Below are 24,138 nucleotides of genomic sequence, written 5' to 3'. Positions count from 1 at the left end.
CTGGTTTCAGGCCATTCTTGGCTTGTCACGGATGGGACTGATCCCTCTAAACCGGCGAGCCAGAGTGTCTGGGGCACTGCAAGCATCACCTGGCAAGCTCGCTGGCTTTAGTCAATCAGCCATAACAAAAACAAATGGAGTAGCGTCGATGACCAACACAACAAGGCCTTTCTGGCGTCTGGCAAAACTGCCGCTGGCCGTCAGCCTCGCATCAACTCTTGCCAGCCCGGCATTCGCGGTGAATTTCAATATCGGGGAAATCGAAGGTCAATTCGATTCGTCGCTGTCCGTGGGGGCTAGCTGGTCGACAGCCAAGCGTGACGATCGTTTCATCGGCGAAGCCAATGGCGGCACTGGCTACACCCAGACGGGTGACGACGGTCGTCTCAATTTCAAGCGCGGCGAAACCTTCTCCAAGATCTTCAAGGGCATTCATGACCTCGAGTTGAAGTACGGCGATACCGGTGTGTTCGTGCGGGGCAAATACTGGTACGACTTCGAACTCAAAGATGAGTCGCGTCCCTTCAAGGACATCGATGACGACGGCCGCAAACCGGGTGCCAAGTCCGCCGGTGCGGAATGGCTCGATACCTTCGTGTACCACAACTACAGCATTGGCGATCAGCCCGGCTCCGTGCGCCTGGGCAAGCAGGTGGTGAGCTGGGGTGAAAGTACCTTCATCCAGAACAGCATCAACTCGATCAACCCGGTTGACGTTTCCGCTTTCCGGCGCCCAGGCAGTGAGGTCAAGGAAGGTCTGATCCCGGTCAACATGTTCTATGTTTCCCAGAGCGTCACCGATCGGTTGTCGATGGAGAGCTTCTACCAGTTGAGCTGGAAACAGACCGTTGTCGATAACTGCGGAACCTTCTTCTCGACCGCCGACGTGGCGGCCAATGGCTGTAACAACAACTACAACATCCTCAACAGCAGCCTGGTCGGCTTGTTGCGTGGCGTCGATGCCCTGGCAGCCGGGGCGCCGGCGCTGGCGCCGATCGGTGCGTCGGCCGCCGGTGTGAACTACACCCAGGAAGGCATGGTGGTGCGTCGCGGCAAGGACAACACTGCACGCGATGACGGGCAGTGGGGCTTGGCACTGCGTTGGCAGGGCGATAACACCGAGTACGGCGCGTACTTCATGAATTACCACAGCCGTACGCCGTTCCTCAGTGTGCAGAATGCCGATGCGGCAGCGCTGGCGAGAATTGGCGCTGCGGCTCGCAGTATCTACAACACCCTGGGGGTTGGTGCCGCTGGCAGCCCTGCAGCTTGGGTAGGCTCGGGTAATGCTTGGCTCGGCGCCGCGCCACCTGCCGCTTTCGCAGGCCCCCTGGGCGCTCAGGCACGCACGCTTGCCGGCGCCGCTGTGGCCGTGGGTAACGGCAGTTACTTCATGGACTACCCCGAGGACATCCGCCTCTATGGTCTGAGTTTCTCCACCACGCTGCCTACCGGCACGGCCTGGCAGGGTGAAGTCAGCTATCGCCCGAACGCGCCGGTGCAGATCAACACCCAGCAGCTGACCCTTGCCCTCGCAGGCGCTGCAGCTGGTACCACGGCACCGGGGGCGGTGCAGAAGGGCTATGACCGCAAGGAAATTACCCAGATCCAGACCACCTTCACGCATTTCTTCGATCAGGTGCTGGGCGCTGACCGCCTGACCCTGGTGGGCGAAGTCGGCTTCGCGCACGTGGGCGGCCTGGAAGGCAAGAACAAGAACCGCTATGGTCGTGACCCTATCTACGGCATCACCGGCAGTGCGGTGGACCCTAACGAAACGTCCATTGCCCGTTATGGCGACCATGGTTACACCACTGCCAACTCCTGGGGTTATCGCATGCGCGGCATCCTGGACTACAGCGATGTGTTCGCCGGTGTGAACCTGCGCCCCAACGTCGCTTTCTCCCACGATGTTGACGGCTATGGTCCCAACGGGTTGTTCAATGAGGGCGCCAAGGCTGCCAGCCTGGGCCTCGATGCCGAATATCAGAACACCTACACCGCCACCGTCGCCTACACCAACTTCTTCGATGGTCGTTACAACACCCTCGTTGATCGTGACTTCCTGGCCCTCAGCTTCGGTATGAACTTCTAAGCGCCCGTATTCATAGGAAAACGCATTTATGAGAACAACAAAAAGGCTGTTGCAAACTGGCGCTCTGACCTTGTCGCTGCTGGCCACCGGTGTGATGGCAGCGGTGTCGGCGGACGAGGCGGCCAAGCTGGGTAATACCCTGACGCCGATCGGCGCCGAAAAGGCAGCTAACGCTGATGGCAGCATCCCGGCCTGGACGGGCGGGCTGCCCATCAATGCGGGGGCGGTGGACGCGGGTGGCTTCCTGGCCGATCCGTTCCCCAACGAGAAGCCACTGTTCACCATCACCGCGCAGAACGTCGAGCAGTACAAGGACAAGCTCACGCCTGGCCAGTACGCGATGTTCAAGCGCTATCCGGAAACCTATCGGATGCCGGTCTACACCACGCATCGCTCGGCAACCGTACCGGACAACATCATCGCGGCGACCAAGCAGAACGCGACCAACACCAAGCTGATCCAGGGCGGTGAGGGGCTGGAGAACTTCCAGCTGGCCAACCCGTTCCCGATTCCGAAAGACGGTCTGGAAGCGATCTGGAACCACATCACCCGCTACCGTGGTGCCAGCGTTCGTCGCCACGTGGTGCAGGTGACGCCGCAGGCCAATGGCTCGTTCAGCCCGGTCAGCCTGGAAGAAGAGTTCGCTTTCCGCAGCATGATGAAGGGCGTCGATACCAGCCAGCCGAGCAACATCCTGTTCTACTTCAAGCAGCGGGTAACCGCACCGTCGCGTCTGGCCGGTAACGTGTTGCTGGTGCATGAGACCATCGACCAGGTGAAGGAGCCGCGGATGGCGTGGCTGTACAACGCCGGTCAGCGCCGTGTGCGCCGCGCGCCGCAGGTGTCCTATGACGGCCCGGGTACTGCCGCCGACGGCCTGCGTACCTCGGATAACCTCGACATGTACAACGGCTCGCCTGATCGCTACGACTGGCAGTTGCTGGGCAAGAAGGAAATCTACATTCCCTACAACAGCTACCGTCTCGATTCAACGAAGTTGAAGTACGCCGACATCGTCAAGGCGGGACACCTGAACCCGGACTTCACCCGTTACGAGTTGCACCGCGTCTGGCACGTGACCGCGACCCTGAAGCAGGGCGAGCGCCACATCTATGCCAAGCGTGACTTCTACCTCGACGAGGATACCTGGCAGGCCGCTGCCATCGACCACTACGACGGTCGCGGTACCCTGTGGCGCGTAGCGGAAGCCCATGCCCAGTACTACTACGACAAGCAGGTGCCGTGGTACGCCGTCGAGGTCATCCATGATCTGCTCTCCGGTCGCTATCTGGCCCTGGGCCTGAAGAACGAGGAGAAGCGCGCCTACGAGTTCGACTATCCAGCCAAGGAAAGCGACTACACGCCGGCAGCACTGCGCCAGTCTGGCGTTCGCTGATCGTCGCGTAAAACCAGAAAGCCGGCCTCAGGGCCGGCTTTCTGCTGTCTGCTCGAATGATTTTCGAGATGAGACCCGTGAAGCCTCTACAGGTGATGCACGATTTGCCGCTCCACCGCGCGGCACCTTACGGCGGTTACAATCGGCCATCCGCCTGCCATCCGCGTTACAGGAAACCCGCATGCAATCCACTTCTCCCACCTTGATCCGCGAAACCTTTCCCGTCGGCCCGCTGCAGTGCAACTGCACCATCATTGGCGATCCGGTCAGCGGCAAGGCCATCGTGGTCGATCCGGGTGGCAACCCAGACCTGATCATGGCACGCCTGGAGGCCCACGGCCTCAAGGTGGTGAGCATCATCCACACTCACGCGCACCTGGATCATTTCCTGGCGTCCGGGCAGATGAAGGAAAAGACCGGCGCGACCCTGCACCTGCACAAGGATGATCAGTTCCTCTGGGACAACCTGGAGATGCAGTGCCAGATGTTCGGCGTGCCCTATACGCCGGTGCCCGCCCCCGATCAGTGGCTGGCCGATGACCAGGCACTGGCCTGCGGCTGCGGTGTGGCCCTTCACACGCCGGGGCATACCCCTGGCTCCATGAGCTTCTGGTTTCCCGAGGCCAAGCTGCTGATCGCCGGCGACACCCTGTTTCGCCGCGGCATCGGTCGTACCGACCTGTGGGGCGGCGATTACGCCACCATCGAGCGCTCCATCCGGCAGCGTCTGTACCGGCTGGATGAAGACGCCACCGTGGTGACCGGCCATGGGCCGGACACCCGACTAGGTGACGAGATGCGCGAAAACCCCTTCGTGCGTGCTTGAAAAAACAAGCGTTTACAGATTTTTTGCGTGGTGATTGTTAGCCTTGGTCGGGAACTTGACTGCGTTCGCTGGCTCGAAGCCGCGGATAAAAGCCTGCCTCTCTCGTAAAACGACTAAGGATTACCCATGATCAAACTCCGCTCGCTGATTGCCGCAACGGCCGTTTTCGCTGTCCTGTCCGGCTGTACCGTCAACCCCTATACCGGTGAAAGCCAGGCAGGCAAGGCCGGTATCTATGGCGGCGTTGGCGCCCTGGCGGGAGCCGCGGTGGGCGCTGCCACCTCGAGCAAGAAGGATCGCAAGAAGGGCGCGCTGATCGGTGCCGCCGTCGGCGGTGCAGCGGGCGGTGGTTACGGTTACTACGTCGATACCCAGGAAGCCAAGCTGCGTCAGCAACTGCAGGGCACCGGCGTACAGGTGCAACGCAATGGCAATGACCTGACCCTGATCATGCCGGGCAATATCACCTTCGCCAGCAACTCGGCAGACATCGCCGGCAACTTCTACCCGACGCTGAATTCCCTGGTACTGACCTTCAAGGAGTTCAACAAGAACGGTGTGAACATCGTCGGCCATACCGATAGCACCGGTTCGGCCGAGCTGAACCAGAGCCTGTCCACCCGCCGTGCGCAGAGCGTGGCCTCGTACCTGGCTGCCAACGGCGTGGCCGCGTCGCGCATCTCGGCCTATGGCGCTGGCCCCAACCAGCCGATCGCCAGCAATGCCAACGAAGCAGGGCGTGCACAGAACCGTCGCGTGGAAATCAACCTGCGCCCGCTGTAAGCCAAACCGCGCATCAGAAAACCCCGCCACGGCGGGGTTTTTTATGTCCGCCATATTCCTGTGCCGGTGGCTGCCACGCGCGTGATGACTAGACTGTGATGATCAATGGTCGATGCGGGCAGGGAGGTAGAGGTGGTGCCGGATCAGGATGAGCCGCTGGAAATACTCGTCGTCGATGATCGACAGGACAATCTGGATGACATGCAGGAACTGCTCGAAGCCATCGAGCAGCCGGTCCACTGCGTGGACTCGGGTCCCAAGGCCCTCGAATACCTCGCCCAGGGTGAAGTGGCCCTGGTGCTGCTCGATGTACAGATGCCCCGAATGGACGGCTTCGAGGTGGCGCGGCGCATGCGCAATGGCCCGCATACCCGACTGACACCGATCATCTTCATCTCCGGTATGGCGCAGACCGATGAGATCCTCAGTAAGGGCTATGGTGCCGGCGCGATGGACTTCATCGCCAAGCCGGTGCAGCCGGCGATGCTGTTGCACAAGGTACGCGCGCTGCTCGAACACGAGCGCCATCGCCGTGATCTATTGCGCCTGACCCGGCAACTGGAGCGCGAGCGGGCATTCAATGCCTCGATTCTCGACAACACTGCCGAAGGCATTCTGGTGGTCGGCGACGAAGGGCGTATTCGCTTCGCCAACCCGGCGATCACCCGCATGCTCGGTTGCCAGGCGGGCGAGCTGATCGGCAGTGCGCTGCTGGACTGGGTCGAGGGCGGTGACGCTGAGGAGTGGCAGACCTCCAGCTTCTACCTGCACTGGCAGCGTCGCGAGGACCTTCGTCTGCATGACGCCAACCTGCGTACCCGGGATGCCCGCCCCGTGCCGGTGGCGCTTTCCTGTTCGCCGCTACCGGATAGCGAGCACGGCATGGTGCTGTTGGCGCTGGACATGTCGGTGGTGCGTGACCTGCACCATCAGCTCGAGTCGCTGGCCATCACCGATGCGTTGACTGGATTGCTCAACCGCCGTGGTTTTCTGCAGGAGCTGCAGGCCGCGATCTCCCGTCACCAGCGCACTGGCCAGAAGGCGGCCTTGCTGTACCTGGATCTGGATGGCTTCAAGCGCATCAACGACACCCTGGGCCACGAGCGCGGTGATCAGGTGCTGCGCCAGGTCAGCGTTCAGCTCAAGGGTTGCCTGCGCCCCTATGATCGCCTGGCACGGATCGGCGGCGACGAATTCACGGTGATCCTCGACAGCCTGGGTAGCTCGGCCGAGGCGGCCGCGGTGGCGCAGAAACTGGTCCAGCAGGTATCCGACCAGGCGGGTGAGGGCGACCTGTCGGGGCTGGGCGTCAGCATTGGCATCGCCTGCTTACCCACCGATGGTGACACGGTCGAAGATCTGCTGCGGGCGGCCGATATGGCGATGTATGCGGCCAAACGCGGTGGGCGGCGGCAGTATCGCTTCCACCAAGCAGAGAGTTGAGCCTAGGGATGCTGCTGGTGCAGGCGCATCAGCAGGTCGTCCTTGGCTCCCCACAGGGCGTTGACCCACTGCTGGAAATCCTGGCGATAGGCTTCGTCCTGGTCGTAGGCGCGGCCGATGAAGCGAGCCGGGATCGGTAGCTGCTCGACCACCACCACCACGTCGTGCAGCTGACCGCTGAGCAAGGTCCAGAAACCGGGGCTGCCCTGCGGGTAATGCAGGGTGACGTTGATCATGCCGTGCAGCTGTTCGCCCATGGCATCGAGCACGAAGGCCAGGCCCCCTGCCTTTGGCTTGAGCAGGTAGCGGTAGGGCGATTGCTGTTCCTGATGCTTGGCCGGGGTGAAGCGAGTGCCTTCGACGAAGTTGAAGATGCCCACCGGGTTGTGGCGAAACTTGGCGCAGGTGCGGCGGGTGGTCTGCAGATCCTTGCCTTTCTTCTCCGGGTGCTTGGCCAGGTATTGCTTCGAATAGCGCTTCATGAAGGGAAAGCCCAGTGCCCACCAGCACAGGCCGATCACCGGTACCCAGATCAGTTCCTGCTTGAGGAAGAACTTCAGCGGCCGGACGCGTCGGTTGAGCAGGTACTGCAGCACCAGAATATCCACCCAGCTCTGGTGGTTGCTGGTTATCAGGTAGGAGTGTTCGTAGTCGAAGTTCTGCTCACCCTGGATATGCCAGCGGGTTTTGCCCAGCACCTGCATCCAGGCTTTGTTGCAACTGATCCAGCCTTCCTGGATGAAGATCATCAGGCGATCACTGGCTCGTTGCACAACCGGCAGTGGCAGCAGGATACGCAGCAGCGTGATGGTGAATAGCGGCACGCACCAGAACAGGGTATTGAGCGCCAGCGAGACGCTCCCCAGCAGGCCGAGCACCGGGGCAGGCAGAAAGTGCAGCATGAACGTGCGAACCTCAGGCAGGTTGGCTGCCGGCGATAGCGCTGGCAGCAATTGGCGCACAGGTTAACGATTGGTGATGGAACTGCAAGTCGAGGCGAATGCGGGGTGTGTCACCCGCATTCGCCTCGCCCTTGTTCACCGGCGCATGTTGGCGGCCTGGATAGCGGTCAGGGCAATGGTGAAGACGATATCGTCCACCAGCGCGCCGCGCGACAGGTCGTTCACCGGCTTGCGCAGGCCCTGCAGCATGGGCCCGACGCTGATGCAGTCGGCGCTGCGCTGCACCGCCTTGTAGGTAGTATTGCCGGTGTTCAGGTCCGGGAAAATGAACACCGTGGCGCGACCGGCCACCGGGCTGTTGGGGGCCTTTTGTCGGCCGACGCTTTCGATGGCCGCGGCGTCGTACTGCAGCGGGCCGTCGACCAGCAGTTGCGGGTCGGCCTGGCGTGCCAGGCGCGTGGCCTCGCGCACCTTTTCCACTTCCTCGCCACTGCCCGAATCACCGGTGGAGTAACTGAGCATCGCTACCCGCGGCGGAATGCCGAAGGCCTGGGCGGAGCTGGCGCTCTGCAGGGCGATTTCCGCCAGTTGCTCGGCATTGGGGTCCGGGTTGACCGCGCAGTCGCCGTAGACCAGCACCTGATCCGGCAGCAGCATGAAGAACACCGAGGACACCAGGTTGTAGCCGGGGGCGGTCTTGATCAACTGCAGCGCCGGGCGGATGGTATTGGCGGTGGTGTGCACCGCGCCGGACACCAGGCCGTCGACTTCGTCCAGGGCCAGCATCATGGTGCCCAGCACCACGGTGTCTTCGAGCTGGGCGCTGGCCATTGGCGCGTTGAGGCCCTTGCCCTTGCGCAGCTCGACCATCGGCTCGACGTAGCGCTCGCGGATCAGATCCGGGTCGAGGATCTCCAGCCCTGGCGGCAGCTCGATGCCCTGGGCCTGGGCCACGCTGTGCACCTCCTCGGGCTTGGCCAGTAGCACGCAACGGGCGATGCCGCGGGCCTGACAGATGGCGGCGGCCTGTACGGTGCGCGGCTCGGCGCCTTCAGGCAGGACGATGCGTTTGTTGGCGGCCTTGGCCTGCTGCACCAGCTGGTAACGGAACGCCGGCGGCGACAGGCGCAGCTCCCGCGGGCTGCCGCAACGGGCGGCCAGCCAGTCGTGATCGATATGGCTGGCGACGAAGTCGGCGACCTTCTCGGCGCGCTCCTTGTCGTCGACCGGGATTTCCTTGTTCAGGCGATTGAGGTTGGTGGCCGTGTCGTAGGAGCCGGTACTCACGGTCATCACCGGCAGGCCGCTCTGCAGGGCCCCGCGGCACAGTTCCATGATCCGTGGGTCGGGGGCGAAGTCGCTGCACAGCAGCAGGCCGGCCAGCGGCATGCCGTTCATTGCGGCCAGGCTGGCGGCGAGGATGATGTCGTCGCGGTCGCCCGGCGTCACCACCAGGGTTCCCGGCTTGAGCAACTGCACGGTGTTGGCCACGGCGCGGGCGCACAGCACGATCTTGAGCATGCGCCGTTGTTCGTAGTCGCCGGCATTGAGGATGCGTGCGCCGAGCAGCTCGGCGATGTCACGGGTACGCGGCGCGTTCAGCTCGTCGAGCCAGGGGATGCAGCCGAGCAGGCGAAATTCCGGGTGGCGCAGCAAGGAAGACTGTTCGCGCAGACGAGCGGTGAAGGCCTCCAGGCCATCATCGCTACGGATCTTGTTGAGGATCACGCCGAGCACCTTGGGATCCTTCGGGCCACCGAACTGCTGGGCCTGGATTTCCACGCGGTCACACAGTTCGCCGAGGCTTTCCTGCTCCGGCGCCGAGACCAGGATCACGTCGGCATCCAGGCTCTTGGCCAGGTGGAAGTTGACCCGTGCGGCATAGCTGGCCTGGCGCGTCGGCACCATGCCCTCGACGATCACCACGTCCTTGTCCTTGGCGGCTTCCTGGTAGAGGCTGATGATTTCCTCGAGCAGCTCGTCCAGGTCGCCATCGCCAAGCCGCCGTTCGACATGGGCGAGGGCCAGGGGCTTGGGCGAGTGCAGGCCGTGGGTGCGCGCTACCAGTTCGCTGGAGCGCTCAGGGCCGGCATCGCCCTGGTGCGGCTGAGCGATTGGCTTGAAGAAGCCGACCTTGAGGCCGGCGCGTTCCAGCGCCCCGACCAGGCCCAGACTGATGGAGGTGAGACCGACGCCGAAGCCGGTCGGCGAGATGAAAAAGGTGTGCATGGGGTTCTCCGTAATCAGTCGAGCAGCGCCAGGGTATCGAGGGCAATCTGCCGTTCTTCGTTGGTGGGCACCACCAGCACCCGGGTATGGTCGTGGGCGTGGATCGGTCCGCTGACGCCACGCAGGCAACGCGCATTGGCCGCTTCGTCGAGCTTGAGGCCGAGCAGGCTCAGATGGGCCACCGTCTTGCTGCGGATCAGCGGCGAGTTCTCGCCGATGCCGCCGGTGAAAAGCAGCCCGTCAAGGCGCGGCAGGGCGCAGCTCATGGCCGCCAGGGATTTGGCCAGGCGGTAGCAGAACACCTCGATGGCCAGGGTGGCGCCGGCATGCCCGTCTTCGCGGGCCTGCTCCAGGCTGCGCATGTCGTTGGACAGGCCCGACAGGCCCAGGAGACCGCTGTCGTGGTTGAGCATGCGGTCGATCTGCTCCAGGCTCCAGCCCAGGGTGCGCGACAGGTGGCTGTGCAGGTTGGGGTCGACATCGCCGCTGCGGGTGCCCATCACCAGGCCTTCGAGTGGCGTCAGGCCCATGCTGGTATCACGGCTCTGGCCATTGACCACCGCACAGGTCGAACAGCCATTGCCCAGGTGGGCGACCAGCCAGGCGCTGTCATCCGCTGGCAACCCGGTGAGCTCGGCCGCGCGGGCACTGACGAAACGGTGGCTGGTACCGTGGAAGCCATAGCGGCGCACGCCGTGCTCGCGATACAGCTGCTCCGGCACCGCGTAGCGATAGGCATGTTCGGGCAGGCTCTGGTGAAAGGCGGTGTCGAACACCGCCACCTGGGGCAGCTCGGGGTACAGCGCCAGGGCCGCTTCGATCCCTAGCAGGCCGGCCGGGTTGTGCAGCGGCGCCAGGGGCGCGACGGCGCGAATCGCGGCGATCACCTGAGCGTCTAGCCGTTGTGCGCTGGTGAAGTGCTCACCGCCGTGCACCACACGGTGACCGATGCCATGCAACTGGCCGCCGGTGGCGTCCTGCACCTGCTGCAGCAGATGTGCGAGCGCTGCGCGGTGGTCGTCGCCGGCAATGGCCAGGCTGTGCTTGACCCCATCGCGCTGCCAGTGCAAGACCGCGTCGGCACTGCCAAGGCGCTCGGCCAGACCACTGATGGCGAACGACTGCTGATCAGGATCGACCAGGGCGAATTTGATGGAGGAACTACCGCAGTTGATTACCAGAATATTGCGTGCGGGCATTCAGAAGTCCTTAGCATCGGTAGGCATTTGCGCCGGTGTTGCGACACACCAGCCACAGGTGAAGTTCGTGCCGATACGCGCATGGCGCTGCGCGGCATCGAGTACCCAGGGGCGATTTTGCCAGGGCGGCTGATGGCGCAGGTGCTGAGTATGGCCACACGATAAGACAGCCACCCAATGGCCGTCATGATCTTGCTCAAAACCGACCAGGGTAACCCCGGACGCGGCCCGCCCGTCTGGGCTTGGGTCGCTTTCGGCCCCGCCCTTGGTTACAATCTCACGTTCATTTTCCTCGAGCAAAAGGTTCGCCCCATGCAGATCGCCGCCAACAAGGCCGTTTCCATCGACTATACCCTGACCAACGATGCCGGTGAGGTGATCGATAGTTCCGCTGGCGGCGCGCCGCTGGTTTACCTGCACGGTGCTGGCAACATCATCGTCGGTCTCGAGAAGGCCCTGGTCGGCAAGCAGGCCGGTGACGAAGTCAAGGTCGCCGTCGAGCCGGAAGAAGCTTACGGCGAATACAGCGCCGAGCTGGTCGCGACCCTGAATCGCTCGATGTTCGAAGGCGTCGACGAGCTGGAAGTCGGCATGCAGTTCCACGCTTCCGGCCCGGACGGCGGCATGCAGATCGTCACCATCCGCGAGCTGGAAGGCGACGACGTGATCGTCGACGGTAACCACCCCCTGGCCGGCCAGCGCCTGAACTTCGCGGTCAAGGTCGTCAACGTGCGTGACGCCAGCCAGGAAGAAGTCGCCCATGGTCACATCCATGGCGAAGGCGGTCACCAGCACTGATCCGTATGTCGGCAGCGCAATTGTCGCTGCTGGCAGATGGTCATGAACGGCTGCTAAGCTGCAGTCGTGAAAAGGCGCCTTTTCAGGCGCCTTTTTTATGCCTTGCCAGCCGCGGCAAATCGTCGTCGACGAACGTTCTTCATGCCTTTTCGCGTTACCCGGAGCACCCATCATGAGCGCCTTTCACCACCTGACACTGCATGCACTGGACGGCCAGGAGCTGCCGTTGGCCCCGCTCAAGGGCAAGGTGGTGCTGGTGGTCAACGTTGCGTCCAAATGCGGGCTCACGCCGCAATATGCCGGCCTCGAGCGCCTGCAGCAGACCTATGCCGCGCAGGGCTTCAGTGTGCTGGGCGTGCCCTGCAACCAGTTCGCCGGGCAGGAGCCCGACGACGAGGCGGCCATTGCCCAGTTCTGCAGCCTGAATTACGGCGTGACCTTTCCGCTGAGCAGCAAGCTCGAGGTCAACGGCAGCGGTCGTCATCCGCTGTATCGTTTGCTGGCTGGCGAGGGCGCCGAATTCCCTGGTGACATCACCTGGAACTTCGAGAAATTCCTGGTCGGCCAGGACGGCCGAGTGCTTGCGCGGTTCTCGCCGCGCACCGCGCCGGACGATCCGGCCTTGATCCAGGCCATCGAGAAGGCTTTGGCCTGAGCCTCGGGGCTGCGCCATGCGGCCCTGCATCCTTGCTGACGTTTCAGTGGGCGCGCTTGCTTTCGATCACCAAGGGCGGATTGCGCCCGTTGCCGGGCACGGCGTTGCTCTGCAGCGCGGCGTGCAGGTGCTGTTCGAACTGCTCGACGATGCTCGACCAGTTCTGTCTGGCCGCATGCTGCCGGGCGTTGAGGCGAACCCGGCGCAGGTTCTCGCTGCTCTCCGTCAGCCAGACCGCGGCTTCGATAAAGGTGCGCTGGTCATCGCCGCTGGCCAGCATGCCGTTGTGGCCGTCCTCGACATGCTGGGCAGCGGCTGCCTGATCAAAGGCGACCACGCCGAGGCCCGATGCCATGGCTTCTAGCAATACGTTGCCGAATGTCTCGGAAAGACTGGGGAACAGAAAGATATCGCCGCTGGCATAGTGCTGAGCCAGCGTTTCACCGCGCTGGATGCCGCAGAACAGGGCGTCCGGCAGCTGTTTCTGCAAGCTCTCGCGCAACGGCCCGTCGCCGACTATTACCAGCCTCAGGTGCAGGCCGGCGGATTGCCGTTGCAACGCCCGGAAGGTGCTGACCAGCAGGTCCAGATTCTTCTCGGCGGCCAACCGGCCCACGTGCAGCACGGCGATATCCTGCTCGGCCAGGCCCCAGCTGCGCCGCAATTCGTCGCTGCGCCGGGCCGGGTTGAACAACTGCGCGTCCACGCCGCGGGCGAGCAGTTCCAGGCGCTCGAAGCCGCGGCGCTGCAGTTCGCAGCGCTGGCTCAGGCTGGGTACCAGGGTCATGCGCGAGGCATTGTGAAACCAGCGCAGGTAGTTGGTCAGCAGGCGGGTCAGCAGGGTGATGCCGTAATGGCCGGTGTACTGCTGGAAGTTGGTGTGAAAGCCGCTGATCACCGGGATGCGTAGGCGCCTTGCGGCGCGCAGGGCAGACAGCCCCAGCGGGCCTTCGGTGGCGATGTACAGCACGTCGGGTGGTTGCCTGCGCCACAGGCGCAGCAGCTTGTGACGTGCCGACTGGCCCCACTGCAGGCCGGGATAGCCGGGCAGCGGCCAGCCGCGGGTCAACAGCAGGTCGTCATCATTGGCAGCGGGGGTGTCATGGTTCTGTCGTGGGCGGATCAGTTGTAGACGATGGCCACGTGCGCGCAGCCCGCTGACCAGATGGCCAAGGGTATTGGCCACCCCGTTGATTTCCGGACTGTAGGTCTCGCTGACCAGGGCGATGAATAGCGGGGGAGTGCTCATGACAGCAGTCTGGGCTGCCGTCATGTAGCGTTTGTGACGTCAGTGTGTCGTTTGCGTGACGGCGCCGGCGCCCGAGCTGACGCCCCCTTCACGCACCCAGAACAGGGTGGCGCCGGCGACTGCTGCGGGCATCATCACGATGTTCACGAAGGGCACCAGCAGGGCGGCGTAGGTGATGCCGCCAAAGCCCAGGGATTGCCAGCGCTTCTCGCGCAGCCAGGCGAGCATGTCCTGCCAGCTGACCTTGTTGTTGTCGGCAGGGTAATCGATGTACTGGATGGCCATCATCCACACCCCGAACAGCAGCCACAGTGGCGCCGCGACTAGGTTGACCACCGGGATGAACGACAGGATCAGCAGCCCCAGTGCGCGTGGCAGAAAGTACCCCAGCTTGCGCGCCTCACGACCCAGGGTGCGCGGCACCATGGCAATCAGCTCACCCCAGCTGAAGGGCGGAAAGTTGTCCTGGCCGCGCACCACCACCTCGACTTTCTCGGCGAGAAAGCCATTGAACGGCGCGGCCACGATATTGGCCAGCATGGTGAAGGTGAAGAACACCATCAGCACCACCAGCACCACGAACAGCGGCCAGAGAATGTATTGCAGAAAGCTCAGCCAGCCTGGCAGCGATGGCATGAAGGTGTCCACCCAGCCGCTGAACTGCTGCACGGCAAGGCCGATCATCAGGCTGAACAGGATCAGGTTGATCGCCAGCGGCAGCAGCACGAACAGCCGCAGGCCGGGGCTCATCACCAGTTTCAGGCCTTCGCCGAGGTATTGCGGGCCGGACAGCACGGGAGCGCGCATCAAAGGTGTCTCCAACAAGTGAACGTGGCGCGACCTTACCCATTTTGCCGGCGCGGCGAAAGCAGGGTGCGGCCATAGCGGGTGACTATCCAGGTGATTGGCAAAGCGCATTTCCCTGGCGCAGGCCGCGGCGGCTAGTCTGCTCGCGTCCCTTGTGCCGCCGTAGTCCTGACTTTCCTGTTCAGGTGGCGGCTTTTTTTGCAGCGCCATGCTGTGAGGAGTTCCCGATGTCGAGTATCCGCCACGCCCGCGTGATCATTCTCGGTTCCGGCCCGGCGGGTTACAGCGCCGCGGTCTATGCCGCGCGCGCCAATCTCAAGCCCCTGCTGATCACCGGCTTGCAGGCCGGTGGCCAATTGACCACCACCACCGAGGTCGACAACTGGCCCGGCGACGCCCATGGCCTGACCGGGCCCGAGCTGATGCAGCGCATGCAGGCCCATGCCGAACGCTTCGAGACCGAGATCGTCTTCGATCATATCCAGGCGGTGGATCTGGCCGCGCGGCCCTTCACCCTGGTGGGCGACAGCATTTCCTACACCTGCGATGCGCTGATCATCGCCACCGGTGCCAGCGCCCGCTACCTGGGCCTGCCGAGCGAGAGCGCCTTCATGGGCAAGGGTGTATCGGCCTGCGCCACCTGCGACGGTTTCTTCTATCGCAACCGTGAAGTGGCGGTGGTCGGCGGCGGCAATACCGCCGTGGAGGAAGCACTGTACCTGGCCAACATCGCCAGCCGGGTCACCCTGATTCACCGCCGTGGCGCCTTTCGTGCCGAGAAGATCCTGCAGAACAAGCTGCAGGAGCGGGTAGCCGAAGGGCGCATCGTGCTGGCCCTCAATGCCGAGGTGGAGCAAGTGCTTGGCGATGCCTCGGGCGTCACCGGCGTGCGGATCCGCGAGGCCGGTGACGCGACCCGTGACCTGCCGGTGGACGGCCTGTTCGTGGCCATCGGTCATACGCCCAATACGGCGTTGTTCGAAGGGCAACTAGCACTCAGGGACGGCTACCTGCAGGTCAACGGCGGGCGTGACGGCAATGTCACGGCGACCAGCATCGCGGGGGTGTTCGCCGCTGGCGATGTGGCCGACAGCGTCTATCGTCAGGCCATTACCTCGGCGGGGGCGGGCTGCATGGCGGCGCTGGATGTGGAGCGTTATCTGGACGGCCTCTGATCCTCGAGCAAGAGGCAGCTCGTCGAACCCTGCAACGAAAAAATGCCCGTATCGATTGATACGGGCATTTTTTTGGTTTGGCTCATGAGGCGGGCTACAGGTCGAAGTCGTACTCGGCCAGCTGCTTGTGCAGGCGTCGCTCCTCGAGGAAATTGTCGATGATGCGTCGCTTTGTGAGATTGGTTTTCGCCACTTCCACGGGGGCTTCGCTGTTGTCCGTTTCGTCGCTGACGAAGTCGTCGTCCAGTTCCAGGTCTTCTTTGCCGTTGCTCATGCGCTTCACTCCCGGCTACAGGGGCCATTTGCCGACCTTATAAGGGCAAACGTGAAGCGAGTAAAAAAGATTTTTTCAATCAGCTGATATCGGAAACCTATGAAGCATCAATCGTCCGATGTCTTTTGCTTGTATTCACACAGGTCTTCGATCCGGCAGCTGCCGCAGCGCGGCTTGCGCGCCTGGCACACGTAGCGGCCATGCAGGATCAACCAATGGTGTGCATCGAGGAGAAAATCCTTGGGCACGAACTTGAGCAGCTTCTTCTCGACCTCCACCACGTTCTTGCCGGGGGCAATGCCGGTGCGGTTGCTGACCCGAAAGATATGCGTGTCCACCGCCATGGTCAGCTGGCGAAACGCGGTATTGAGCACCACGTTGGCAGTCTTGCGACCGACTCCGGGCAGGGCCTCGAGCGCTTCACGGGTTTCCGGCACCTGGCTGCCGTGCTGCTCGACCAGGATGCGACAGGTCTCGATGACGTTCCTGGCCTTGCTGTTGTACAGGCCAATGGTCTTGATGTACTCGCTCAGGCCGTCGACGCCCAGGGCGAGGATCGCCTCTGGTGTATTGGCCACCGGGTAGAGCTTGGCGGTGGCCTTGTTGACGCCGACGTCGGTGGCCTGGGCAGATAGGATGACGGCAATCAGCAGCTCGAATGGCGTGCTGTAGGCCAGTTCGGTCTTGGGTTCGGGATTGTCTTCGTGCAGGCGGCGGAAGATCTCAAGGCGTTTGGCGGCGTTCATGGTCGCATCAGGGTCCGTCGAGGCGCTCTAACTGGCGCTGGTGTGCGCCTGCAGCCGGCGTTCGGCGGCGGCGAGGCGGTCTTGGGCATCACGTATCTTGGCAGGCTCAGGCGTATCGCTGCGCTGCAATTTGCTGAGTTCGGCGCGCGCATAGGCCAGGTCGGTCTTCAACTGGCGCAGCGGTGCGCTGAGCCCGGCCTTGTCGACCAGCACGCGCGCCGGCGCTGGCTTGCCGCAGCGCTCTTCGGCCAGGTGCAGGGCCTGCTGGGCCGCAGCATAGGCGCTTCGCAACGGCGCCAGGGCCTGCTCGTCGAGACCGCGGCGCTCGCCGGCCTTTAGGGCCATGCGGTGGCTGGCCAGGTCGATCTTGGCCTGCTTAAGGGCCTGTTCGCCCGGGCGTGGCGCTTCGTGTGCAGGCTTTGACTGTAGCGCGGCGAGACGCTGCTGATCGCGCTCGGCGGCCTGCTGCAGGGCGGCAAGTTGCTGACGCTGGCCGTCGTCCGGCGTATCACCAAAGGCCTTCAGGCCCTTTTGCAGCTGCGCGCGGCTCATGGCGGCATCGATCTTCGCCTGCTTCAGGGAGGATGCGGCAGCAGGCTGCTGGGGCGCGAGGGCGGGCGCTTCGACAGGCCCAGGCCGCACTGGTCGGGTTGCGCGGCGACGGGCCTCGGTGCGCGCCAGACGGGCCAGGCGATTCTGGTGGCGGGTGCGGAACTGGTCGGCCCGTGCGCGCTGCACCTCGGCTTCGGGCGGCGCCAGGGCGATCAGGTCGATGCAGTCCACCGGGCACGGCGCGATACACAGCTCGCAGCCCGTGCATTCGTCGCCGATCACCGTGTGCATTAGCTTGGCGGCGCCGACGATGGCATCTACCGGGCAGGCCTGGATGCACTTGGTACAGCCGATGCATTCGGCCTCGCGGATCACCGCCACCTGCGGCGGCGTTGCCGGCAGTGCCAGGGGCAGCTCCGGTACCTGCAACAGGTCGGCCAGTGCGTGGATGGTCGCATTGCCACCAGGGGGGCACTTGTTGATCGCCTCACCCGCGGCGATCCCCTCGGCATAGGGCAGGCAGCCCGGATGGCCGCACTTGCCGCATTGCGTCTGCGGCAGCAGGGCATCGATGGCCGCGATACGCAGTGAGTTGCTCATGGGCGCACCCGGGCGAGCCTGAACAAGCGTGATCCGGGCTGGTACGGGCAGGTGAAGTGGCGGGAGTCGATCATCGCTGTTGCAAGTCTGGTTGACGCGTGAGCCGGGCATTATCCGGCATGCGTCGCCCCCGGTACAGCGCGAGACCGGCACGCGTTCGATCAGCTCCCGTTGCGCACGCGGCTGGCCTTGCGCCACAGCCAGCGGACCAGCAGGGCGAGCGGGAACAGGATGATCACGAAGGGGATGCCGTAGCCGAGCAGTCTGATGGCTTCGGTAGCGCCCTCGGTGGCATTGTCGAGCATGCCGCTGGCGGCTTCGCCAATGCGTGCCAGGCGCCCGACCGGCTGGCCTTCGGTGCTGAAGCTCAAGGTCAACAGGTTGGTGGTCAGGCGTCGTTGTTGCTGCGCCGACTGCTGGGCATTGCCTGCCAGTTGCACATCCACCTCAGCCAATTCGCGGGCCAGGGCGAGCATGTCGCTGACGCTCAGGTCGCTGCGGGCCTGGTACTGCAGCAGGGTTTTCTGCTGGCGTTCCAGACGCTGGCGTTGCTGCTCGGTATCGCTGACTGCCTGAGCCAGGTCCTCGGCGCGGGTATGGCGGCTCTGCAGTTCGCCGCCCTCGCCGGCAAAGGCCACCAGTGGCTCGACGCCCGCTGGGGCGATACGCACGGTGATGCTGGCGGCCTGGTAAGCGCCCTGGCTCTGCTCGATGGCCAGCAGGTCGCACTGGCCGAAACGCTGGCTGCCGCACGCTTCACGTACCGCTGCCAGGCGCGGCTCGACCTGCTCGACAGGCAGGTGAATGCCGACGCTGTGTTCGTAGGCAAGAAAGGCGCCCTGTTGCGCCATTTCACCCTGCAGCGCGGCGCCTGCTGGCGGGTGGCTGTCACCGGAGGGCGAGCAGCCGACCAGGGTCAGCAGGGCCAGGGCAGTGGCAAGAAACCAGGTGCGGTGGGAAAGCATCCTTGCTCCAGATCGGTTATTTGACGCGCTGACCCGGCTTGGCGCCGCTGTCCGGGCTGAGCAGGTAAATTTCTTCGCCGCCAGGGCCGGCAGCCAGCACCATGCCTTCGGAGACACCGAACTTCATCTTGCGCGCCGCCAGGTTGGCCACGTACAGCGTCAGGCGGCCTTCGAGCTTGCTGGGGTCCGGGTAGGCGCTCTTGATGCCGCTGAACACGTTGCGCTTTTCGTCGCCGATATCCAGGGTCAGGCGCAGCAGCTTGTCGGCGCCTTCGACGAACTCGCATTTTTCGATCAGCGCAATGCGCAGGTCGACGGCGGCAAAGGTGTCGAAGGTGATTTCGGTGGCCAGCGGGTCCTTCTGCAGCTCACCGTTACCTTTTGGCGCTTCGGCAGCCGCCAGGTCTTCCTTGGAGGCTTCGACCATGGCTTCAACCTTGGCCGGCTCGATACGCGCGAGCAACGGGCTGAAAGGGTTTAGCTGGTGATCGGCCAGTGGTGTGGCCAGGTCGGCCCAGGTCAGCGGCGCGACGTTGAGGAAGGCTTCGGCGTCGCGGGCGAGGTTCGGCAGTACCGGCTTGAGGAAGATCACCAATTGGCGGAACAGGTTGACGCCCAGGGCGCAGATCGCCTGCACCTCGTCGGCCTTGCCGTCCTGCTTGGCCAGCGACCAGGGCGCCTTGTCGGCGATCCAGGCATTGGCGCGGTCGGCCAGGGCCATGATCTCGCGCATGGCGCGGGCGAAGTCGCGGCTCTCGTAGGCCTCGGCGATGCCTGGTGCGGCGCTCTGGAAGGCATTCCACAGCTCCGGCTCCGGGTTGGCCGCTACCAGCACGCCGGCGTTGCCCTTGTGGATGAAACCGGCGCAACGGCTGGCGATGTTGACCACCTTGCCGACCAGGTCCGAGTTTACCTTCTGAATGAAGTCTTCGAGATTCAGGTCCAGGTCATCGACGCCGCGGCCCAGCTTGGCCGCGTAGTAGTAACGCAGGTATTCGGGATTCAGATGATCCAGGTAGGTACGCGCCTTGATGAAGGTGCCGCGCGATTTGGACATCTTCTGGCCGTTGACCGTCAGGTAGCCGTGCACGTTGATGGCGGTCGGCTTGCGGTAGCCGGCACCTTCGAGCATGGCCGGCCAGAACAGGGCGTGGAAGTTGACGATGTCCTTGCCGATGAAGTGATACACCTCGGCGCTGGAATCCTTGTTCCAGAACGCGTCGAAATCCAGCTCCGGGCGGCGTGCGCAGAGGTTCTTGAAGCTGGCCATGTAGCCGATCGGGGCATCCAGCCAGACGTAGAAATACTTGCCCGGCTCGTCGGGAATCTCGAAACCGAAGTAGGGCGCATCGCGGCTGATGTCCCACTCGTGCAGACCACCGTCCAGCCACTCGGCGAGCTTGTTGGCCACCGACTCCTGCAGGGTGCCGCTGCGCGTCCACTGCTGGAGCATGTCCTGGAATTGCGGCAGCTTGAAGAAGAAGTGCTTGGAGTCCTTGAGCACCGGTACCGCACCGGAAATCGCCGAGCGTGGGTCTTTCAGTTCGGTGGGCTCGTAGGTGGCGCCGCATTTCTCGCAGTTGTCGCCGTACTGGTCCGGCGTCGCGCATTTCGGGCAGGTGCCCTTGATGAAACGGTCGGCCAGGAACATGCCTTTTTCCGGGTCGAAATACTGGGTCACCGAGCGCGTGGCGATGTGGCCATTGTCACGCAGCGCCTTGTAGATCGACTCCGACAGCTCGCGGTTTTCCGGCGAGTGGGTGGAGTGGAAGTTGTCGAAGTCCACCAGGAAGTCGGCGAAGTCGCCGCTGTGCTCGGCCTTGACGCCGTCGATCAGCTGTTCCGGGGTGATGCCTTCCTTCTCCGCGCGCAGCATGATCGCCGAGCCGTGGGCGTCGTCGGCGCACACGTAGATGGCCTGATTGCCGCGCAGCTTCTGGAAACGCACCCACATGTCGGTCTGGATGTACTCGAGCATATGGCCAAGGTGGATCGAACCGTTGGCATAGGGAAGGGCGCTGGTAACGAGAATCTGGCGAGCTTGGGACATTGTCAGGCGGTCATCGGTTGGCGGGTGGTCGGTCACTATAAAGTAAGCGGGCGCGTTCCGGCCAGCGGGCAAATTTGCTGGATATCGGCTTGAATTTAGAGGGGCGAGCGGGTTCCAAAGATTACCTTCCGCTCCCAGCAAGGAGATAAACCATGCCTGCAGTTTTACGTCCGCTCGCCTGTGCCACCGCGCTGGCCCTTCTGGTGGGGTGTGCCTCGAGCAACCCGTATGACAATGTCGGTGGCGGTGCCTCCGGCGGTGGGCATCGCACCGCCACCTACGGCGGTTTGGCCGCGCTGGCCGGTGCGGCCGTCGGTGCGGCGGTCAATCACGACGACCGTGGCAAGGGTGCGGCCATCGGTGCCGTGCTCGCCGGTGCAGCAGGTGCCGGCTACGGCTACTACGCCGACCGCCAGGAGGCCGAGCTGCGCCGCAGCATGGAAGGCACTGGCGTGGAAGTGCAGCGCCAGGGTGACGACATCAAGCTGATCATGCCGGGCAACATCACCTTCGCCACGGATTCAGCCGAGATCGCCCCCAGCTTCTACGCGCCGCTGAACAACCTGGCCACCTCGTTCAAGCAGTTCCAGAACAACAGCATCGAAATCGTCGGCTACACCGACAGTACCGGTTCGCGCCAGCACAACATGGCGCTCTCCGAGCGTCGTGCGCAGAGCGTGACCAGTTACCTGACCGCCCAGGGTATCGATGGCTCCCGGCTGTCCAGCCGCGGCGCCGGCCCGGACCAGCCGATCGCAGACAACGCCACTGCCGAGGGGCGTGCGCAGAATCGTCGCGTCGAGGTGAATCTCAAGCCGCTACCGGGCCAGCCCGTGCAGTGAGTGCTGCCTGCCGGCGGCCCGACGGGCCGCCAGCCTGCATCGGCAGTGCGGCTCGGGTAGGATAGGCGTCTTTTCTGCCATCTCCGGAGCCAAGCATGAGCGCTGATATCCGCGCTGCGGTCGAAGCCGTATTGCGTCAGTACACCGACCCCCATCTCGATCAGGATCCGCTCAGTGCCGGCTGCGTGCGCGCCATCGACGTGCAGGGTGACCAGGTCAGCGTGCAGCTCGAGCTGGGTTACGCCGCTGCGCAGTTCAAGCAGGGCTGGGCGCAGATGCTGCAACTGGCCATCGAGAACCTCGAGGGCGTAGGCAGCGCCGCTGTCGAGGTGAATTGTGTGATCGCCGCGCACAAGGCGCAGGCCCAGGTGCCGGCGCTGGCCAACGTCAAGAACGTGATCGCCGTGGCGTCCGGCAAGGGCGGTGTGGGCAAGTCCACCACCGCCGCCAACCTGGCCCTGGCTCTGGCCCGCGAGGGTGCACGGGTGGGCATTCTCGATGCGGACATCTACGGCCCCAGCCAGGGCATCATGTTCGGCATTGCCGAAGGCACGCGGCCCCAGGTGCGCGAGCAGAAGTGGTTCGTGCCCCTTGAGGCCCATGGCGTGCAGGTGATGTCGATGGCCTTTCTGACCGACGACAACACGCCGGTGGTCTGGCGCGGCCCGATGGTCTCCGGCGCGCTTATCCAGCTTGTCACCCAGACGGCCTGGGATGATCTCGATTACCTGATCATCGATATGCCGCCGGGCACCGGCGATATCCACCTGACCCTGGCGCAGAAAGTCCCGGTGGCCGGTGCGGTGATCGTCACCACCCCGCAGGATCTGGCGCTGCTCGATGCCAGGAAAGGCGTGGAGATGTTCCGCAAGGTGAACATTCCAGTGCTTGGCGTGGTAGAGAACATGGCCGTGCACATCTGCTCCAGCTGTGGGCATGCCGAGCATCTGTTTGGCGAGGGCGGTGGAGAGAAGCTGGCCGCGCAGTTCGGGGTCGACCTGTTGGCCTCGATGCCGCTGTCGATGGCCATCCGCCTGCAGGCCGATGGCGGCAAACCGACCACCATCGCCGATCCTGAGAGCCAGATCGCCATGCTCTACCAGCAGGTGGCCCGCATGGTGGGTGCGCGCATCGCCACTGGAGCCGCCAAGGCCCAGGGCATGCCGAACATCGTCATCGCCGACGATTGATCGTCATAGCAGGTGCGCCACCGCGCACCTGCTGCACGCATTGCCAGAAATTCCCGCCCCTTGTGACGGCCCTTAGGGCATCTGCCAGGAATCGCAGGTATAAAAAAACCCCGCCGAAGCGGGGTTTTTTTAGGGAAAGAGCAGGTTAGATAACCTGAACTTCCTCAGCTTGCATGCCTTTCTGACCACGGGTGGCCACGAAGGAAACTTGCTGGCCTTCTTTCAGGCTCTTGAAGCCATCGCTCTGGATAGCTTTGAAGTGTACGAACAGGTCGTCACCGGATTGCGGAGTGATGAAGCCGTAGCCTTTTTCATCGTTGAACCACTTAACGGTGCCAGTCTGACGATTGGACATGTGATGTCTCCTAAGAACTAAATAATTAACAGCCCTGGATAGAACCAGGCCGGGACTGAGTGCAACGAGTACTAGGAGTCGGACGATGTTTGGATCGAAATCTAGGCATCATGTAGCGATTCGCGGTGACACATGCAGCACAGTGGGATCACCATACCCGCTTTTTTCGCGAAGTGCGAATGGTCTGTCAGTCTTTCTGCGATTTACTTGCATCGGCACCTGCCCAAGCGCATCGCAACGGCCCGTCAACAGGCTTTGAACCCAGCCTTGCAGCCCGGTAAGATGCCTGCACTTTTCACCGCACAGACTTTCAGGACGGCCCCGCCATGAGCATCAAATCGGACAAGTGGATTCGCCGCATGGCTCAGGAACACGGCATGATCGAGCCCTATGTCGAGCGCCAGGTGCGCGGCGCGGACGACAGCCGGGTGATTTCCTACGGGGTTTCCAGCTACGGCTACGACGTGCGTTGTGCCGACGAATTCAAGGTCTTCACCAACATCCATTCGGCGATCGTGGATCCGAAGAATTTCGACGCCAAGAGTTTCGTCGACATCAAGAGCGACGTGTGCATCATTCCGCCGAACTCCTTCGCACTGGCTCGTACTGTCGAGTTCTTCCGCATTCCCCGCGATGTGCTGACCATCTGCCTGGGTAAGAGCACCTACGCGCGTTGCGGCATCATCGTCAATGTCACGCCGCTGGAGCCGGAGTGGGAAGGTCACGTGACCCTGGAGTTCTCCAACACCACCAACCTGCCGGCGAAGATTTACGCCAACGAGGGTGTGGCGCAGATGCTCTTCCTGCAGTCGGACGAAGCCTGTGAGGTGTCCTACAAGGATCGTGGCGGCAAGTACCAGGGCCAGACCGGCGTGACCCTGCCCAAGGCCTGATGGCCGCTGACGTTTACCAAGAACCGGGCCAGGCCCGGTTTTTTTATGCCTGGATGCTGCCAGGGCGGGGCGCCTGAAGAGGGCGAAGCAGCAAATTGCAGGCAAAAAAATGGG

The 24,138-nt window shown here is 63.4% G+C and carries 23 protein-coding genes; 11 read left to right on the top strand and 12 right to left on the bottom strand.

Annotated features, from left to right (window positions below; genetic code table 11):
• Positions 1–148 precede the first annotated feature (148 nt).
• From BM154_RS04280 to BM154_RS04260, 5 genes are all read left to right on the top strand, one after another.
• Positions 149–2,095: a DUF1302 domain-containing protein gene (locus BM154_RS04280; protein ID WP_074881133.1), complete on the top strand. Its 1,947-nt coding sequence runs from the start codon at positions 149–151 to the stop codon at positions 2,093–2,095.
• Between the two features lie 28 nt (positions 2,096–2,123).
• The gene (locus BM154_RS04275; protein ID WP_074881132.1) at positions 2,124–3,491 is read left to right on the top strand and encodes a DUF1329 domain-containing protein; all 1,368 of its coding nucleotides are present in this window, start codon (positions 2,124–2,126) and stop codon (positions 3,489–3,491) included.
• 181 nt (positions 3,492–3,672) lie between these two features.
• Entirely contained in the window at positions 3,673–4,317 is a 645-nt protein-coding gene (locus BM154_RS04270) for an MBL fold metallo-hydrolase (protein ID WP_074881131.1), read from the top strand.
• Positions 4,318–4,443: 126 nt separating this feature from the next.
• Entirely contained in the window at positions 4,444–5,100 is a 657-nt protein-coding gene (locus BM154_RS04265; RefSeq protein WP_083414445.1) for a YiaD family glycine zipper/OmpA-like lipoprotein, read from the top strand.
• A 135-nt stretch (positions 5,101–5,235) separates the two neighbouring features.
• Complete coding sequence (locus tag BM154_RS04260; RefSeq protein ID WP_244157055.1) at positions 5,236–6,543, top strand: GGDEF domain-containing response regulator; 1,308 nt, start codon at positions 5,236–5,238, stop codon at positions 6,541–6,543.
• A gap of 2 nt (positions 6,544–6,545) precedes the next feature.
• Here BM154_RS04260 and BM154_RS04255 read toward each other — a convergent pair whose 3' ends face one another.
• From BM154_RS04255 to BM154_RS24590, 4 genes are all read right to left on the bottom strand, one after another.
• Entirely contained in the window at positions 6,546–7,445 is a 900-nt protein-coding gene (locus BM154_RS04255) for an acyltransferase (protein WP_074882363.1), read from the bottom strand.
• Between the two features lie 135 nt (positions 7,446–7,580).
• On the bottom strand, positions 7,581–9,674 hold the full coding sequence (pta, locus tag BM154_RS04250) for a phosphate acetyltransferase (RefSeq protein WP_074881129.1): 2,094 nt from the start codon (positions 9,672–9,674) through the stop codon (positions 7,581–7,583).
• 14 nt (positions 9,675–9,688) lie between these two features.
• Positions 9,689–10,873 carry an acetate kinase gene (locus tag BM154_RS04245; protein ID WP_074881128.1) on the bottom strand — a complete coding sequence of 395 codons (1,185 nt, stop codon included), beginning with the start codon at positions 10,871–10,873 and terminating at the stop codon, positions 9,689–9,691.
• Positions 10,874–11,047, bottom strand: coding sequence for a DUF3565 domain-containing protein (locus BM154_RS24590; protein ID WP_341864826.1), 174 nt, complete (start codon positions 11,045–11,047; stop codon positions 10,874–10,876).
• Positions 11,048–11,185: 138 nt separating this feature from the next.
• Here BM154_RS24590 and BM154_RS04235 point away from each other — a divergent pair, with 138 nt between their 5' ends.
• Together BM154_RS04235 and BM154_RS04230 are read left to right on the top strand one after the other, a co-directional pair.
• The gene (locus BM154_RS04235; protein WP_074881127.1) at positions 11,186–11,671 is read left to right on the top strand and encodes an FKBP-type peptidyl-prolyl cis-trans isomerase; all 486 of its coding nucleotides are present in this window, start codon (positions 11,186–11,188) and stop codon (positions 11,669–11,671) included.
• Between the two features lie 172 nt (positions 11,672–11,843).
• The gene (locus BM154_RS04230) at positions 11,844–12,326 is read left to right on the top strand and encodes a glutathione peroxidase (protein WP_074881126.1); all 483 of its coding nucleotides are present in this window, start codon (positions 11,844–11,846) and stop codon (positions 12,324–12,326) included.
• A 43-nt stretch (positions 12,327–12,369) separates the two neighbouring features.
• Here BM154_RS04230 and BM154_RS04225 read toward each other — a convergent pair whose 3' ends face one another.
• Positions 12,370–13,575 (bottom strand): glycosyltransferase family 4 protein, encoded by a 1,206-nt coding sequence (locus BM154_RS04225; protein ID WP_074881125.1) that lies wholly within the window; start codon positions 13,573–13,575, stop codon positions 12,370–12,372.
• Positions 13,576–13,614: 39 nt separating this feature from the next.
• Complete coding sequence (gene cysZ / locus BM154_RS04220) at positions 13,615–14,382, bottom strand: sulfate transporter CysZ (RefSeq protein WP_074881124.1); 768 nt, start codon at positions 14,380–14,382, stop codon at positions 13,615–13,617.
• Between the two features lie 227 nt (positions 14,383–14,609).
• Here cysZ and trxB point away from each other — a divergent pair, with 227 nt between their 5' ends.
• Positions 14,610–15,557 (top strand): thioredoxin-disulfide reductase, encoded by a 948-nt coding sequence (gene trxB, locus BM154_RS04215; protein ID WP_074881123.1) that lies wholly within the window; start codon positions 14,610–14,612, stop codon positions 15,555–15,557.
• A gap of 94 nt (positions 15,558–15,651) precedes the next feature.
• Here the strand turns inward: trxB and BM154_RS04210 are convergent, their stop codons facing one another.
• The 5 genes from BM154_RS04210 to metG all read right to left on the bottom strand — a co-directional run bounded on the left by BM154_RS04210 (position 15,652) and on the right by metG (position 20,744).
• Positions 15,652–15,831, bottom strand: coding sequence for a PA3496 family putative envelope integrity protein (locus BM154_RS04210; protein ID WP_070887944.1), 180 nt, complete (start codon positions 15,829–15,831; stop codon positions 15,652–15,654).
• A 107-nt stretch (positions 15,832–15,938) separates the two neighbouring features.
• Positions 15,939–16,577, bottom strand: coding sequence for an endonuclease III (gene nth, locus BM154_RS04205; protein ID WP_074881122.1), 639 nt, complete (start codon positions 16,575–16,577; stop codon positions 15,939–15,941).
• A 27-nt stretch (positions 16,578–16,604) separates the two neighbouring features.
• Entirely contained in the window at positions 16,605–17,729 is a 1,125-nt protein-coding gene (locus BM154_RS24520) for an RnfABCDGE type electron transport complex subunit B (RefSeq protein WP_074881121.1), read from the bottom strand.
• A gap of 161 nt (positions 17,730–17,890) precedes the next feature.
• Entirely contained in the window at positions 17,891–18,694 is an 804-nt protein-coding gene (locus BM154_RS04195; RefSeq protein ID WP_074881120.1) for a DUF4349 domain-containing protein, read from the bottom strand.
• Between the two features lie 16 nt (positions 18,695–18,710).
• Positions 18,711–20,744, bottom strand: a complete 2,034-nt coding sequence (metG, locus tag BM154_RS04190; RefSeq protein ID WP_074881119.1) for a methionine--tRNA ligase — start codon at positions 20,742–20,744, stop codon at positions 18,711–18,713.
• Positions 20,745–20,896: 152 nt separating this feature from the next.
• Here metG and BM154_RS04185 point away from each other — a divergent pair, with 152 nt between their 5' ends.
• Positions 20,897–21,586, top strand: a complete 690-nt coding sequence (locus BM154_RS04185; protein ID WP_074881118.1) for a YiaD family glycine zipper/OmpA-like lipoprotein — start codon at positions 20,897–20,899, stop codon at positions 21,584–21,586.
• A gap of 95 nt (positions 21,587–21,681) precedes the next feature.
• The gene (gene apbC, locus BM154_RS04180) at positions 21,682–22,776 is read left to right on the top strand and encodes an iron-sulfur cluster carrier protein ApbC (RefSeq protein ID WP_074881117.1); all 1,095 of its coding nucleotides are present in this window, start codon (positions 21,682–21,684) and stop codon (positions 22,774–22,776) included.
• 145 nt (positions 22,777–22,921) lie between these two features.
• Here apbC and BM154_RS04175 read toward each other — a convergent pair whose 3' ends face one another.
• Positions 22,922–23,131, bottom strand: coding sequence for a cold-shock protein (locus BM154_RS04175; protein WP_003245585.1), 210 nt, complete (start codon positions 23,129–23,131; stop codon positions 22,922–22,924).
• 326 nt (positions 23,132–23,457) lie between these two features.
• Between BM154_RS04175 and dcd the strand changes: the two genes are divergently transcribed.
• Positions 23,458–24,024: a dCTP deaminase gene (gene dcd / locus BM154_RS04170; RefSeq protein ID WP_013792448.1), complete on the top strand. Its 567-nt coding sequence runs from the start codon at positions 23,458–23,460 to the stop codon at positions 24,022–24,024.
• Positions 24,025–24,138 lie beyond the last annotated feature (114 nt).

The sequence above is a fragment of the Phytopseudomonas argentinensis genome, from assembly GCF_900113905.1.
GTDB lineage: Bacteria > Pseudomonadota > Gammaproteobacteria > Pseudomonadales > Pseudomonadaceae > Aquipseudomonas > Aquipseudomonas argentinensis.
The sequence above is the reverse complement of the archived record's forward strand: the minus strand, read 5'-3'. Positions and strand labels throughout refer to the sequence as shown.

What these genes read in the sequence shown, in the direction of transcription:
- BM154_RS04280 (WP_074881133.1), top strand. Translation starts at nt 149, where the DNA reads ATGACCAACACAACAAGGCCTTTCTGGCGTCTGGCAAAACTGCCGCTG.
- BM154_RS04275 (WP_074881132.1), top strand. Translation starts at nt 2,124, where the DNA reads ATGAGAACAACAAAAAGGCTGTTGCAAACTGGCGCTCTGACCTTGTCG.
- BM154_RS04270 (WP_074881131.1), top strand. Translation starts at nt 3,673, where the DNA reads ATGCAATCCACTTCTCCCACCTTGATCCGCGAAACCTTTCCCGTCGGC.
- BM154_RS04265 (WP_083414445.1), top strand. Translation starts at nt 4,444, where the DNA reads ATGATCAAACTCCGCTCGCTGATTGCCGCAACGGCCGTTTTCGCTGTC.
- BM154_RS04255 (WP_074882363.1), bottom strand. Translation starts at nt 7,445, where the DNA reads ATGCTGCACTTTCTGCCTGCCCCGGTGCTCGGCCTGCTGGGGAGCGTC.
- pta (WP_074881129.1), bottom strand. Translation starts at nt 9,674, where the DNA reads ATGCACACCTTTTTCATCTCGCCGACCGGCTTCGGCGTCGGTCTCACC.
- BM154_RS04245 (WP_074881128.1), bottom strand. Translation starts at nt 10,873, where the DNA reads ATGCCCGCACGCAATATTCTGGTAATCAACTGCGGTAGTTCCTCCATC.
- BM154_RS04235 (WP_074881127.1), top strand. Translation starts at nt 11,186, where the DNA reads ATGCAGATCGCCGCCAACAAGGCCGTTTCCATCGACTATACCCTGACC.
- BM154_RS04230 (WP_074881126.1), top strand. Translation starts at nt 11,844, where the DNA reads ATGAGCGCCTTTCACCACCTGACACTGCATGCACTGGACGGCCAGGAG.
- BM154_RS04225 (WP_074881125.1), bottom strand. Translation starts at nt 13,575, where the DNA reads ATGAGCACTCCCCCGCTATTCATCGCCCTGGTCAGCGAGACCTACAGT.
- cysZ (WP_074881124.1), bottom strand. Translation starts at nt 14,382, where the DNA reads ATGCGCGCTCCCGTGCTGTCCGGCCCGCAATACCTCGGCGAAGGCCTG.
- trxB (WP_074881123.1), top strand. Translation starts at nt 14,610, where the DNA reads ATGTCGAGTATCCGCCACGCCCGCGTGATCATTCTCGGTTCCGGCCCG.
- BM154_RS04210 (WP_070887944.1), bottom strand. Translation starts at nt 15,831, where the DNA reads ATGAGCAACGGCAAAGAAGACCTGGAACTGGACGACGACTTCGTCAGC.
- nth (WP_074881122.1), bottom strand. Translation starts at nt 16,577, where the DNA reads ATGAACGCCGCCAAACGCCTTGAGATCTTCCGCCGCCTGCACGAAGAC.
- BM154_RS24520 (WP_074881121.1), bottom strand. Translation starts at nt 17,729, where the DNA reads ATGAGCAACTCACTGCGTATCGCGGCCATCGATGCCCTGCTGCCGCAG.
- BM154_RS04195 (WP_074881120.1), bottom strand. Translation starts at nt 18,694, where the DNA reads ATGCTTTCCCACCGCACCTGGTTTCTTGCCACTGCCCTGGCCCTGCTG.
- metG (WP_074881119.1), bottom strand. Translation starts at nt 20,744, where the DNA reads ATGTCCCAAGCTCGCCAGATTCTCGTTACCAGCGCCCTTCCCTATGCC.
- BM154_RS04185 (WP_074881118.1), top strand. Translation starts at nt 20,897, where the DNA reads ATGCCTGCAGTTTTACGTCCGCTCGCCTGTGCCACCGCGCTGGCCCTT.
- apbC (WP_074881117.1), top strand. Translation starts at nt 21,682, where the DNA reads ATGAGCGCTGATATCCGCGCTGCGGTCGAAGCCGTATTGCGTCAGTAC.
- BM154_RS04175 (WP_003245585.1), bottom strand. Translation starts at nt 23,131, where the DNA reads ATGTCCAATCGTCAGACTGGCACCGTTAAGTGGTTCAACGATGAAAAA.
- dcd (WP_013792448.1), top strand. Translation starts at nt 23,458, where the DNA reads ATGAGCATCAAATCGGACAAGTGGATTCGCCGCATGGCTCAGGAACAC.